General features: G+C 40.8%; 13 protein-coding genes and 1 other annotated feature. Of the genes, 3 read left to right on the top strand and 10 right to left on the bottom strand.

What is annotated here, in order from left to right; genetic code table 11:
* Window position 1 precedes the first annotated feature (1 nt).
* Together SB660_RS11105 and SB660_RS11110 are read right to left on the bottom strand one after the other, a co-directional pair.
* Window positions 2–1351, bottom strand: coding sequence for an amino acid permease (locus tag SB660_RS11105; RefSeq protein WP_012011401.1), 1350 nt, complete (start codon window positions 1349–1351; stop codon window positions 2–4).
* Window positions 1352–1427: 76 nt separating this feature from the next.
* Window positions 1428–1652 (bottom strand) — a binding site (T-box leader).
* Window positions 1653–1741: 89 nt separating this feature from the next.
* Entirely contained in the window at window positions 1742–2416 is a 675-nt protein-coding gene (locus SB660_RS11110; protein ID WP_061409740.1) for an NAD(P)H-dependent oxidoreductase, read from the bottom strand.
* 228 nt (window positions 2417–2644) lie between these two features.
* Between SB660_RS11110 and SB660_RS11115 the strand changes: the two genes are divergently transcribed.
* Window positions 2645–3010: a winged helix-turn-helix transcriptional regulator gene (locus SB660_RS11115; protein WP_180310021.1), complete on the top strand. Its 366-nt coding sequence runs from the start codon at window positions 2645–2647 to the stop codon at window positions 3008–3010.
* A 9-nt stretch (window positions 3011–3019) separates the two neighbouring features.
* Here SB660_RS11115 and SB660_RS11120 read toward each other — a convergent pair whose 3' ends face one another.
* The 3 genes from SB660_RS11120 to ctpB form a co-directional block, all read right to left on the bottom strand.
* Window positions 3020–4207 carry a PDZ domain-containing protein gene (locus SB660_RS11120; RefSeq protein WP_061409742.1) on the bottom strand — a complete coding sequence of 396 codons (1188 nt, stop codon included), beginning with the start codon at window positions 4205–4207 and terminating at the stop codon, window positions 3020–3022.
* Window positions 4208–4275: 68 nt separating this feature from the next.
* The gene (locus SB660_RS11125) at window positions 4276–4629 is read right to left on the bottom strand and encodes a swarming motility protein SwrAA (RefSeq protein ID WP_007500014.1); all 354 of its coding nucleotides are present in this window, start codon (window positions 4627–4629) and stop codon (window positions 4276–4278) included.
* A 344-nt stretch (window positions 4630–4973) separates the two neighbouring features.
* Window positions 4974–6422 (bottom strand): carboxy-terminal processing protease CtpB, encoded by a 1449-nt coding sequence (gene ctpB, locus SB660_RS11130; protein WP_144461722.1) that lies wholly within the window; start codon window positions 6420–6422, stop codon window positions 4974–4976.
* Window positions 6423–6575: 153 nt separating this feature from the next.
* Here ctpB and SB660_RS11135 point away from each other — a divergent pair, with 153 nt between their 5' ends.
* Entirely contained in the window at window positions 6576–7316 is a 741-nt protein-coding gene (locus SB660_RS11135) for a sulfite exporter TauE/SafE family protein (protein ID WP_410582536.1), read from the top strand.
* Window positions 7317–7366: 50 nt separating this feature from the next.
* Here the strand turns inward: SB660_RS11135 and SB660_RS11140 are convergent, their stop codons facing one another.
* From SB660_RS11140 to SB660_RS11160, 5 genes are all read right to left on the bottom strand, one after another.
* Entirely contained in the window at window positions 7367–8632 is a 1266-nt protein-coding gene (locus tag SB660_RS11140; protein WP_180310019.1) for a murein hydrolase activator EnvC family protein, read from the bottom strand.
* Window positions 8633–8743: 111 nt separating this feature from the next.
* The gene (ftsX, locus tag SB660_RS11145) at window positions 8744–9634 is read right to left on the bottom strand and encodes a permease-like cell division protein FtsX (RefSeq protein ID WP_012011409.1); all 891 of its coding nucleotides are present in this window, start codon (window positions 9632–9634) and stop codon (window positions 8744–8746) included.
* A complete protein-coding gene (ftsE, locus tag SB660_RS11150) occupies window positions 9627–10313 on the bottom strand; it encodes a cell division ATP-binding protein FtsE (RefSeq protein ID WP_061409748.1) in 687 nt (228 codons plus the stop codon). The genes ftsX and ftsE overlap by 8 nt, the downstream gene beginning before the upstream one ends.
* Window positions 10314–10693: 380 nt before the next feature.
* Entirely contained in the window at window positions 10694–11029 is a 336-nt protein-coding gene (gene cccB, locus SB660_RS11155) for a cytochrome c551 (protein ID WP_058013575.1), read from the bottom strand.
* Between the two features lie 48 nt (window positions 11030–11077).
* The gene (locus tag SB660_RS11160; protein ID WP_003212797.1) at window positions 11078–11926 is read right to left on the bottom strand and encodes a YitT family protein; all 849 of its coding nucleotides are present in this window, start codon (window positions 11924–11926) and stop codon (window positions 11078–11080) included.
* A gap of 189 nt (window positions 11927–12115) precedes the next feature.
* Here SB660_RS11160 and SB660_RS11165 point away from each other — a divergent pair, with 189 nt between their 5' ends.
* The gene (locus SB660_RS11165) at window positions 12116–12850 is read left to right on the top strand and encodes an alpha/beta family hydrolase (RefSeq protein WP_410582540.1); all 735 of its coding nucleotides are present in this window, start codon (window positions 12116–12118) and stop codon (window positions 12848–12850) included.
* The last annotated feature ends 82 nt before the right edge of the window (window positions 12851–12932 follow it).

Here is a 12932-nt window from a genome sequence, read left to right on the forward strand (position 1 = left end):
CTTATACGGCTGTTTCAAACCGTTTTCTATTAATAAAGAAAGAAAGTGTAATGATTAAATAAATGCACATTGTGACCAGCGTTTGGACAATGGGTGTATTTAAAACAACGCCGACAAAAATGGCCATGATCGCAATGACGGAAAACCACGTTGTGAAAGGATACAGCTTCACGCGATATCCGCCTGGCTGTGCGACGCTTCGAGATTTCAAATGACCAACGGCAATGATAAACCAGATGAATAGAACTGTGTAACTTAAAGAGCCCATCAAGTAATTAAACGTTTGACTACCTACAAAAAGAGAAATCAACACAGCTGCATACAAGGTAGATGTACATACAAGGATCGCTCGAACAGGCACTTGTTGTTTTGACAGTTTAGAGAATCCTTTCCATACACGGCCATCCATTGCCTGTGTAAATAGTACCCTTGAAGAAGCATACAGACCAGAGTTCATAGAAGACAAGATCGCTAATAAAATAATCCCGTTCATGATATCACTTGCATATGGCACACCAATCGTTGCAAACACTGTGACGAATGGGCTCACTTGTTCATTATTTACTTGATTCCAAGGAATTAAGCTGACGATGATGAAGAACGGAAGTACATAAAAACCGATGATTCGTACAAATGTACTTTGAATGGCTTTTGGGATGACTTTTTCAGGGTTTTTCGTTTCTGCTAATGTAACCCCAATCATTTCAGTTCCGCCATATGAATACACGACCACCAGCATTGCCGCAATTAAGCCGCCCGTTCCATTTGGGAAAAATCCTCCGTGGTCGGTTAAGTTGGATAATCCCGGTGCTGCATGCTGTCCGAATGAGACAAACAGCATCGTTAACCCGATGATAATAAATAAAAGAATGACAGCAATTTTAATAGAAGCTAACCAGTACTCTGTCTCAGCAAACATTTTGACTGAACAAACATTGATCAATGTCACAACAAGTGAAATGATTAACACAAGTGTCCAAATCGGTACTTGTGGGAACCAGTACTGAATAAAGATGGCAGACACGATCGCTTCTGCTGCAATGTTCAACACCCACATTTTCCAATAGATCCAGTCTAAGAAATAGGCGGGGTATTTGCCTAACACAGGTTCAATTAAATCACGGAATGTTCTAGCGCCAGGTCGTGCAACTGTCATTTCGGCAAGTCCTTGCATAATAAATAATAAAATAAGACCACCAATCATATATGCCAAAATGACAGCAGGACCCGCGATATCAATGGCAGAACTGCTTCCTTTAAACAGACCAGCACCAATGGCTCCCCCAAGTGCGAGCATCATGATATGCCTTGACGTCATTGTTCGTTTTAACTGTACATGTTCCTTTTCCATTTTCTATAGCTCCTTTAAATTTGAATCTTCAGACAAATATAAGATAAAAGCATATAAAAAAGGCCAGTCATCTCCTCGAAGAGACGACTGACCTTTCAACCGCGTTACCACTCTTATTGACTCAGACATAGCTGAATCCAACTTGAAACCCGATAACGGAGGTCACACGTAAAGACTTACTATTCATTCAGTCTTACCGCTCCTTGAGCGAGTTCAATGATTCGTTTTACTGCGTTGCACCAACCCGCAGCTCTCTTAGAAAACGGATATTCATTTACTATTCTCAAGTCAAAGCGTTTATAGTCAATTTGTCTATTTATCAAAGATTTTATTTTTTAAATATACTGACTAACCACGCAATTGTCAACAGCCTTTTTCCGACATTTCCTTTTAACGAATCCAAACGGCTACTTCATCCATTGGACGACGCGTTTTTCCGCGCTTTGGCTCAACGACTCGATACCCAAAGGCAGCCATGACAGAGATGTCGTACTGACCATCTTCAAGTAATCCTTCTTCCTCAAGCATACGATGAATTTCATCGTAGCTGAATCCCTCAACAGGGCATGAATCAATGCCGATTTGTGCCGCAGCTGTCATCATATTTCCAAGGGCAATATACGTTTGTTTGGAAGCCCAATCGAAGAGCGTACGGTCAGTTTCCATCAAATGAAGATCATTCTCTTGGAATTGTTTGTAGCGTTCTTTTACCATCTCAAACGTTTCGTCTGTCATTCCTTTGATTTCCTTATTGATGTATTCTGCATATGGTGAATCATACCGGGCGTCTGTTCTTGCCAAAATGATCACAAAATGGCTGGCAGTTGGCAGCTGCTTTTGCGCCCCCCATGTATATTCTTTTAATTTCTCTCTAAATGCTTCATTTTGAACGACGAGGAACTTCCAAGGCTCAAATCCGACAGAGCTTGGGGAAAGTCTTCCTGTCTCTAAAATGAACGCAAAATCATCTTCTGGAATCTTTTTCGCCGGGTCAAACTCTTTTGTCGCATGACGGAATTCATACGCCTCAATGATTTCTTTTTTTAATTGCTCTTTGTCTCGCATGGTATTCATCCTTTCTAGTGAACGGTTAGGGTGTGAAGTTTCACCAATCCAATTTCTTTCCATTCCCATATAGAAATTGTTATGATAAGAAAACAAACAACCCGATGTGTGATGTGATATCTCTATGGTAAAAGAAAAGCTTCCTTTGATTCAAGTACGCACATTTTTGTTCGTTAGGTACAATCATGTTCGTTTATCACCCATTTCGTCTTAGAAAGGAGCGTAAAGATGAGTGCACCATCCAATCCAGTCAGTATTGTCAATCATGGCTGTCCCGTTTCAACCACCTCGAGTGTAATAGGAGGAAAATGGAAAGGAGTGATCCTTTATCATTTGACTTGCGGTCCAAAACGATACAATGAATTACGCCGGCTTCTGCCAAGAATTTCTCAGCGTGTTCTTACGCTGCAATTGCGCGAACTAGAACAAGACGGCATTGTTCACAGAGAAGTCTATGAGGAGGTCCCTCCTCGTGTCGAATATTCACTCACTTCTCTAGGAGATACGTTAAAGCCTATCATCTTCGCTATGCGTGAATGGGGCGAATCCTATGGAAAAGAAGTGCGCCCAAAAGAAAAAAGCTGCCATCTTTAGCAGCTTTTTTTATGATGAAATCGCCGTTGATTCTTGCTGTGGATCATCCTTCACAAACAGGATGCCAAGCTGATGATGCTCCCCTTCGTAAGAAGCGCGTTTCTCAAACCTTGTCTGACCATTCAAGCCAATGATCTCAAGCTTTGCCAGAGCACGATTGGTTTGAAGGGCTTCGTAAAATTCCGAAACGGTTTTGACTTCGATTCCATTCACCTTTGTAATGACTTCTCCGATCTCAAGCTTTAAATCAGCTGCTGGTGTATTCGGAATGATACCGAGCACCATTAGCCCTTGATTACGCTTAGAGAAGTAGAATGGAGCCGCATTGTCGTTGACTCGCTGTTTCCATGAAAGGAAAGCTCTACCGGCAATCGCTATTAATACAGCTCCCCATGCAATCGGCTCAAACCAAATACTTGCAGCACCTAGTAAAGCAACAGCAAGTCCAAGCATGAGAATACGCCGAGCTGTAATTTGAATGCTCACAATTGGCAGCGATCCTTGAATCCGCTGCCCGAAACCGATGATGTATGGAATCAAAATAAAAGAAAAGCTTTGATCGTGTACTTGAAGCACCGGCCACCATGGCAGAGAAGAAGTAAATTCACCTGCCGGCATCAGCAAAACAAGCGGTAAAAGCCACAGACGGTTTGCCCGCTGCTGGCCAATCAAAAGTCCTCTCGCACTCATCACCATTGCAGGCGATGTTCGTAAATGCGCCGTTCGATAGGCTAGAATCCCCTCGGTCATTAATAAAAGACCTAGCAGAATGACAACGGCTGATGCATTCATCATTGAGAGCTGCGGCAGCCATGAATGGCTCACTTGGACATACAATAGTCCAAGTGCCGCAATAAAACTGAAACCGAGTGTGTATGCAGACGAAAGCGCACTCGCCTTAAAGAATAAAGAGCAAACGATGGTCATCGCTGCAATCAGCACGATGAATCCAGGCGGGAGGGCAATCCCTAAGCCTACTGAAATAATGGATAAGCAAATTCCTAGAATCCATCCCTTTGAATATGTAAATTTAAGTTCATCGTATACATCTTCTATTCTTGTTTGAAACGCTTTTCTCTCCCGCTTTACGCGGATGTAGCCATGTAACAGGCTGATTAATATCATGAAATAAAAAAGAGGGTGGATTAAAAACAGACCGACCGCTTTTAATCCAGCTCCCATCCACTCCGAGCTCATTATCGTTCACCGCCCAAGTCAAGCATTTTCTCTTATTCTATCAAATAAATCGATGCTTGACACCAGGTTTATTTCTCCTGATTCATCCAAAGTGTGACATTCGACAGTGAAAAATCTTTTAAGTAGTGATTGACATCTACATCTAGTATGCCGCCGAGCAGCTGCATCGACCTCTTGATGTCGGTTAAGTTTATACCAAGTCTCTTATGATTATCCATTAAATAATTGAAGTATATCTCAGCACAGTCTTCATCGATTTCGTCGACTGATTCTACCGTTGTGTAATTGACCAAGTACCTGCTCAACAGCATGAGCAGACTTAATGCCTTTGTAGCGGAAAACGTCACATCTTTCGTACGACTCTTAAGCTCCTCTACCAACTCGTAATATTTTTTCTCTCTCACAATACTTGCCCTTTTCAATTGTGTACCCCCATTTACTAGTTCTTTTAAGAAAAGCGCAAACCTCGGTACAGCTTAATGCTCAAGCTGAATATCCGCAAAAAATAAAATATTTAAAATGAGTGCTACTTTATATTGTAAGAATTATTTATGTAACATACAACTTTCAAAAGTTTCATTTTCATGACATGTTTAAATCAACAGAAAGTCTCTTATATAAATATGTTATCGGGTAAAATTGAAGGAATGTTATGTTTTTTGTAAAATAAATGAACATATTTCTCGATATAATATATTTTTAAGAAGAAACTATTACATGTTTGTGACACTTATGAACCAAAAAAAAGAGGCATTTATTCGCCTCTTTATTTTTTAAGATATAGTGCTTTTAGTGCAGTCTGCAGTTGAAGATCATTTTTTTCATAGGATTTCACTTCATCCACCATTTTGTTCATCATTTTCGCTGTCTTCAGATCAATTACACCTGATTTATTAAGATTGTATGTGCTTTGGAAGGCTAATACCGCCTTTTTCGTTTCTTCATCAAAGTAGCCGTCTACTCTGCCGGGGTCGAATGACAAGCCCTTTAATAGCGTCTGTGCTTGTCTCACTTCTTCATTGTTCATATCAAGCTGAAGAGGTTCTTTCAGCTGAAGCGGACCTACAGTAAAGTAATCTGGCTGATGAATCGCAATGGTCGGTACGACACCTTTTTTGTGAATCCAATTCCCTTTTGGCGTGAGCCATTTATACAACGTTAATTTAATGTTACTGCCGTCACCCATTGGAACCGCCTGCTGCACAGTGCCTTTGCCAAAGGAGACATCACCGACAACTTCATATTTTCCGGCTTCTTTCATAGCACCTGCAAGTATTTCAGAAGCGGAGGCACTGCCTTTATCAATTAAGACATTAACTGGGTAAGGCTTCTGTTCCTTCCGCTTTGAAAAATATCGTTTCCTGTCGCCGTTCCGTTCTGCAATTTGAATATATGGCTGATCCTTTGTAATAAAGTGCTTTAAAATGTCTTCTACACTTTGCAGATAGCCGCCAGGGTTTCCTCTCACATCAAGCACAAGGCCTTCTATGCCCTTTTTCTCGAGCTGTTTCAGGCTTGACGTGAAATCCTTCGCAGTATCTTCTGAAAAGCTTGAGATCGCGATATAGCCTGTTTTATGTCCATTTACCTCTTTCACAGAGGAAGTCACGGTTTCAAGCGGGATTTCTTCTCGTTTGATTTGGAAGGTTAACTCTTTTTCAATCCCATTTCGTCTGATTTTCAGAGCGACGGATGTTCCTTTTTTCCCTCTTATTTTCAGTACAGCATCGTTTAAGCTTTTTTCTTTCATCGACTCACCATCAATGCTGATGATTTCATCTTTCGGCTTTAATCCTGCTTTTGCTGCAGGGGATTTTTTAAAGGCAGAGACGATAATGATTTTTCCTTCATCCATCCCCACTTCTGCCCCAATTCCCTCAAAAGAAGAATCAAGCGAATCAGAAAATTGCTTGGCAGTTTGCTTGTCCATGTATACTGAATATGGATCATTTAAAGTTGAAAGCATTCCTTGAATGGCGCCTTCAAGCAGTTTTTGGCGATCCACTTCCTCTACATATTCATTCGAAATAAGGTCATAGGCTTTCTCAATTTTCTCCATCCCATTCTCTTTCGCCTTATCACTTGATTGAGCTTGTCCAGCCATTGCGGCAGCTGCTTGCGGTGACTCCGCATGAGTTCCCTCTTTATGCGTCATCACCCCTGCACTAATTAATAGAACGACACTTGCCATAATAGATGCGATTTGTTTTTTCATATTTGGCCTCCTTCTTCAACTCTTCCTGATGACCTGAGTTATTATATGCCAGAAGAAGGGATTTCATGTAAAGACATTCTGCCGCGAAGGCTTGACTAATTATTTTATTAGGTGTAATTTTTATTTTGTTATGATCGAGAAGGAGTCTTCGCTATGTATATTATATTGACGATGCTATTATTAGGAATTTTATTAGGATTTGTAGGAGCAGGCGGGGCTGGTTTTGTCATCGCATTGCTTACGTTAATTTTTGATATCCCTATCCATACCGCACTTGGGACGTCTTTAGCCGCAATGGCATTTACGACGTTATCAGGTGCATACAGCCACTACAGGGAAGGGAATATTCAGCTGAAACCTGGTTTGATTGTCGGAGCTTTGGCTTGTGTGGCTTCCTTTGCAGGAGCTAAGATTGCTCCTTTTATTCCAGAAGGAAATCTGCACTATTTAACAGCCGGAATGCTCTTTTTATCCGCTGTGTTTATGATGATCAAATTATTTGTTCTGAAGGAAGAAGCTGAGCAGCAGCCGCTTTCTTCACGTCAGCTGCTTATAAGGGGTATTATTTTAGGACTTGTATCTGGATTGCTGTCAGGTATGTTTGGTATCGGGTCCGCACCATTTATCCAAGTAGGACTTTTGATTTTACTGAGACTTTCCATTCGGCAGGCAGTTGGCACGACGATGCTTGTCATTATTCCGATTTCCATCGGTGGTGGAATTGGATATATTACAGAGGGCTATGTTGATTTTATCTTACTCATTCAAATTTTAATCGGAACAGTATTAGGGGCTTATATTGGCGCAAAATTCACACGTCTTGCACCGAAGCTTTTATTAAAATCAGCTGTACTGCTAACACCTATTATTGCCGGTATACTGCTGTTATTTTAATTTTATTTAGAATAAAAAAAGCCGATAACATGATGTTATCGGCTTTTTGATTAGCGGATATATTGCGCTGGGTTGACTGCATTTGATTTAGCACCATTCCATAATCCTTTATGAATTTCAAAATGGAGATGCTGACCATGTGACTGGCCTGTATTCCCCATATATCCAAGGAATTGTCCTTGCTCGACTCTCTGCCCTGTGGACACACTTCTTGTAGATAGGTGGGCATATACCGTTTGATAAGTCTGTCCATTGATATTATGCGTAATGAATATCACGTTCCCGTAGCTTGATGAGTAGCTTGAGTTCGTGACTGTTCCAGATGCTGCTGCGACGACAGATACTGTGCCTTTTGCTGCAATATCTAATCCAAAGTGGTTTCCGCCAGAACGCCCGCCAAAGCCAGATGAGAAGCGCCCTGCAGCTGGTTTAATAAAACCTGAGCTGCTTGCTGGTGTATCAGATACTTGATCTGAGCCGCCACTTTGAGGTGCAGGTGCACTTTTTTCAGCAGCTGCTTGTTCTGCTTTCTTTGCTTCTTCCTTTTGTCGGCGTGCTTCCTCAGACTTCACAGCCGCTTTTTGGTTCGTTAGAATTTCTTGTTCATTTTCGAGTTTGCCTAATTCATCATGGGCATGGTTCTTTTTATCTGTTACATCCCCTAAGATTTTCTCTTTTTCTTTTTGCTGTTTAGACAAATCCTTTTTCAACTCTTCTAGCTCTTTCAGAGATGTTTCAAGTCCACTTAGCTGATTATTTAGCTCTGCTTCTTTTTGCTCCACCAGCTTTAAATCATTTTCATGTTCTGTAATCATGTCTTTGTCTGCTTCGACAATGGTTGTGACAGCTCCAACACGACCGACAAAATCACTAAAGCTGCGAGCACCCAGCAGCACATCTAAATAGTTGATCGTACCGCCGCTTTTTTGCATCGAACGAATTCGATCTTTGAAAATAGCTTTTCTTTTTTCAATTCGATCATTGATGACTTGAATGTCCTTTTTTAGTTTCTTGATCTCTTGCTTCGTTTGTTTGACTTCTTTTTCTTTTTCTGCCACTTTTTCAGTTGCAGCACTTACCTTATGATCAATCTTTTCAATTTCTTTTTTGAGCTTTGATTCTTTCTTTTCAAGCTTAGCCAGCTCTGATTTCTTTTTCTTCAAAGTTGATTCAGTCTTTGATGTTTTCTCTTCGATTTGTTGACGCTTTTGATCTAGGTCTTCGTATGCGAATGCACGATTCTCATTCCCTGGAATATATAGCCACGTTGTTCCAATAAACGCTGCCATTCCAGCCATCATCAGCTTTCTTTTCAAAACGATATTCCCCTCCTATGACAACTGCCTGCATGAAGAGTCGACCGGATGAACTGGTTCAACCGGTCACACCTTCTATCAAATTCTCGAGTGCTGCCATCAAAAATAGATTTATACTTTTAAGAATTTACGGATGGACGTCAAGCTTCCCCATACACCAATGATTGCACCGATCAAAAGAAGGACCAGTGACACTTGATAAACAAACGGGTTATATGGAAGCATGGAAATAAATGAGCCTTGTACTCTCGGTGCCACCCAGCCCACTGCATATTGATATGTGCCAAGTAATAGAGCAATTGGTATAATGGAACCAAATACACCAAGCAGTAATCCTTCAATAAAGAATGGCCAGCGGATAAACCAGTTCGTTGCACCTACAAGCTTCATAATCTCGATTTCTTTACGTCTAGCAAAAATCGTAATTTTGATCGTATTTGAGATCAAGAACATGGCTGTAAATAAAAGCCCAATAATAAGCGCAATCCCTACATTTCGCGCCACTCCGACCACATTAAAGAGTCGGCTGACTTCTTCTTTACCATAGGTTACTTTATACGTACCTTTTAGGTTTTCTAATTTCTTCGCAACTTTTGGTGTATCGTGTGGATCTGATGTTTTCACAATAAACGCATCGTTTAATGGGTTTTCTTGATCAACAAGTCCCATGGATTGTCCATTTTCACCAAAGCTTTTAATCAGTGCTTTTAGTTCATCATCCTTGGATGAGTATTTCACATCACTGATTTCAGGAATCTTCTCAATTTCTGCTTTTAATTCATCCTGCTGCTTTTGATTCGCGGTTAAATCGATTAGAACTTTTACTTCTACTTCTTTCTCAGCGTTCGATGCCATGTTATTCAAGTTGAGCATAATCACAAGAAAAACCCCAACTAAAATCAATGTGACAGTGACCGCACTAATTGATGCAAATGTCATCCACGTGTTTCTTCCAAGTGAACGGAAGCTCTCACGTAAATGCCGCGAGAGAGTTTTAATCATAAATGCCGTACTCCCCTCTTGCTTCGTCACGCACAATCATTCCATCTTCGATTGCGATGACGCGTTTCTTCATGCTGTTTACAATCTCTTTGTTATGTGTTGCCATAACGACTGTTGTTCCTCGGTTATTAATCTCTTCGAGTGTCTTCATGATTTCCCAAGATGTGTCTGGATCAAGGTTTCCTGTCGGCTCGTCTGCAATGACTACCTCAGGATTATTCACGATCGAGCGAGCGATGGATACACGCTGCTGCTCACCGCCAGACAGCTGGTCAGGAAATTGTCGCGCTTTGTGCTTGAGCTGTACCAAATCAAGTACATCCAGCACTTTTTTCTTAATGATTTGAGGCTGTTCCCCAATGACTTCGAGAGCAAATGCCACGTTCTCAAACACAGTGAGAGTTGGGAGTAGTTTGAAATCTTGGAATACTACGCCAATTTCTCTTCTTAAGTAAGGTATTTCTTTTTCCTTAATCGAGCCTAAATCTTTGCTATTAATTAAGATTTTCCCTTTGGTTGGCTTCTCTTCACGATACATCATTTTGATGAAAGTGGATTTACCAGCACCACTGGGACCAACAACATACACAAACTCTCCTGGGTGGATAGAGACATTGATTCCATTGATCGCCTTTACACCGTTAGGATAGATCTTGTAGACTTCCTTCATTTCAATCATGTAATCACCTAATCTTTTCTTATTTCTGACTAACAGCTTATCATGATGTTTTGACAGTAATCGTCAAAACACGTTATGTATGGTCACGCACATACCCTTCGATACGCACAAGCAATTTATGTCCTTTTCATCCAAAAAGATGAAAAAATTGAATCGTCTAAATTTCAACAACTCCAATTATACGTCATGAATCGACGCAATGGTATTACATTTATGTTTCAAAACTTATAGTTAAAAGGTAAAAACAACATTCAAAACCGAAAAACATGTCTTTTTACCCTTATTTTTTAAATAAAATTTAATATAATACGTTTTCATACTATTCAAAAGTCTTTTTCTACATATAAAAACAAAAAAACCTTGTCGATTAGACAAAGGTTTTATTTTTTCTCTGCAAGCCACTTTGCTACTTCTTTTGCTTGCTTCTCATCTACCATTCCGCTTGGCATAGAGCCTTTACCATTCTGTGCAATATCTGCAATTTGGCTTTCATTATATTTCTTCCCTACTTCTTTCAGGCTTGGGCCGCCTCCGCCAGATAGGTCTTTCCCATGACAGCCAATACAGTTTTGCTGATAAATTTCCTCACCACTGCTCACAGTTGAAGCACTTTTGCTGCCTTCTTTTTTACTGTCACTGCTGCTTGAATTTCCTCCACAAGCCGCAAGAACAAGAAGCATCGCTGCAAACAGCATCATTAATCCGCTCTTTTGCATCAATTTCCCTCCCCTACAATCATTTGGTCAACGCTATTATATCCTTGTTTACGCCCTTTTAAAACCCTCACCAAGCACCTCTTTTGCATCCATTACGATGACAAATGCTGATGCATCGATTGCTTTCACCACTTGTTTCAACTTTGTGAATTGTGACTGCCCAACGACACACATCAAAATTGGACGGTCATGGTCAGTATATCCTCCGACTGCTGAGATTTTTGTGACACCACGGTCAATTTGATCAAACACTGCCTGTCTAACTTCATCCTCATGCCCTGTAATGATCATCGCCATTTTCGAATGACTGAATCCGGCCTGTACGACATCAATCGTTTTACTTGAAATAAATACACCAATGACAGCGTACAGTCCCTCTTCAATCCCGAAAACAGTCATCGCAGCCAGTACAATTAGGCCATCCATCATCGCTAGACAAGTGCCAAGCGTGAGGCCTGTATATTTATTGATGATTTTGGCAGCGAGTGCCGTTCCACCTGTTGACCCATTTCCAAGGAACACGAGCCCTATTCCGATCCCAATCACTACTCCGCCAAAAATGGCTGCTAAGAGCGCTTCATGTGTCACTGGTGCAATATGTCTTGTGACAAACACCATCAAAGGTAAGAAAATAGAGCCAACGAGCGTTTTCACTCCGAATGTACCGCCTAATAAATAAAAACCAGCGATAAACAGCGGAATATTGAGCCCCCACTGCACATATGCCGCCTCAAAGCCGAATGACTGCATAATCGTACTAATACCGCTCACACCACCTGCGGCAATCTGATTCGGTAATAATAACGTATTAAATCCAATCGCCACAATGGCTGATCCAATTAAAATGAACAAGTAATTTTTCGCTTCAATCCATAATTGTGAATGTCCCTGCTTCATGTCTTTCTTCCTCCGTTACTTCTGAATGCACACCTATTTTAAGCCCTCCTATTACGAATGTAAATAACAGCCAAATGCAGTGCTAATGGATTAATACTTTATCACACAAACGGACCAGCGTACTTGCCGTTTGGTATAGGAGCAAATGATGGTATATTTAATATGTACATGAGAAAGAAGGGACATGCGATGAAGAAAATACTGAAGATCACAGGCATTACATTACTTGCACTGATCATTTTGGCTTTTGGTGCTTTCTATACATGGAGCCGCTTTACATACGGACCATCTGCCGCATTAAAAAAGCAAGTAAACATCGAGCAAGTAGAACATAAAAACGACGTATATACATTTGCATCAACAAAAAGCGATACAGGCATCATTCTCTACCCAGGAGCAAAGGTAGAACCACTTTCGTACGCCTATATCGGGAATGAATTGATGAAAAAAGGCTATTCAGTCTTTATCCCTGACATGCCATTTTCGTTTGCAATTTTTCATACAAATAAAGCACAAGATATCATGAAAGATCATCAAACGATCAAACACTGGTATATTGGCGGACATTCACTTGGTGGAACAGCTGCCGCTATGTTTGCAGAAAAAAATCAGCGCAAGCTCGACGGTCTTTTTTTCCTTGCATCTTATCCAGCATCAGATGAGCTGGAATCATCGTCCTTGAATATCCTCTCTATATCAGGTGAAAAGGATGGACTTGCGACACAAGAGAAAATCATGAAGTCGAAAACAAACCTGCCGTCTCAAACTGTTTATCATGAAATAAAAGGCGGGAACCATGCTCAGTTTGGCATGTACGGTAAACAAAAAGGTGATCAGCCAGCGGACATTCAAGTCCTCACACAGCAAAAGGAGATCATTCAAACGATGCTTGAATGGCTAAAACCAGCAAAAAAGCTCCCGTAATGGGAGCTTTCAGCTTGTAGACAAAGTCTACAAGCTTTTTTGTATAATAAGGGTAATAACACAAGTCTGTGGGGGATGAACA

This window comes from Bacillus sp. SIMBA_005 (genome assembly GCF_046535585.1).
Lineage (GTDB): Bacteria > Bacillota > Bacilli > Bacillales > Bacillaceae > Bacillus > Bacillus pumilus.

Excerpts from the sequence above, each read along its gene's own strand:
- ftsX (WP_012011409.1), bottom strand. The coding sequence starts at position 9,634 with ATGATTAAAACTCTCTCGCGGCATTTACGTGAGAGCTTCCGTTCACTT.
- SB660_RS11115 (WP_180310021.1), top strand. The coding sequence starts at position 2,645 with ATGAGTGCACCATCCAATCCAGTCAGTATTGTCAATCATGGCTGTCCC.
- SB660_RS11120 (WP_061409742.1), bottom strand. The coding sequence starts at position 4,207 with ATGAGCTCGGAGTGGATGGGAGCTGGATTAAAAGCGGTCGGTCTGTTT.
- SB660_RS11165 (WP_410582540.1), top strand. The coding sequence starts at position 12,116 with ATGAAGAAAATACTGAAGATCACAGGCATTACATTACTTGCACTGATC.
- ctpB (WP_144461722.1), bottom strand. The coding sequence starts at position 6,422 with ATGAAAAAACAAATCGCATCTATTATGGCAAGTGTCGTTCTATTAATT.
- SB660_RS11110 (WP_061409740.1), bottom strand. The coding sequence starts at position 2,416 with ATGCGAGACAAAGAGCAATTAAAAAAAGAAATCATTGAGGCGTATGAA.
- SB660_RS11105 (WP_012011401.1), bottom strand. The coding sequence starts at position 1,351 with ATGGAAAAGGAACATGTACAGTTAAAACGAACAATGACGTCAAGGCAT.
- SB660_RS11135 (WP_410582536.1), top strand. The coding sequence starts at position 6,576 with ATGTATATTATATTGACGATGCTATTATTAGGAATTTTATTAGGATTT.
- ftsE (WP_061409748.1), bottom strand. The coding sequence starts at position 10,313 with ATGATTGAAATGAAGGAAGTCTACAAGATCTATCCTAACGGTGTAAAG.
- cccB (WP_058013575.1), bottom strand. The coding sequence starts at position 11,029 with ATGCAAAAGAGCGGATTAATGATGCTGTTTGCAGCGATGCTTCTTGTT.
- SB660_RS11160 (WP_003212797.1), bottom strand. The coding sequence starts at position 11,926 with ATGAAGCAGGGACATTCACAATTATGGATTGAAGCGAAAAATTACTTG.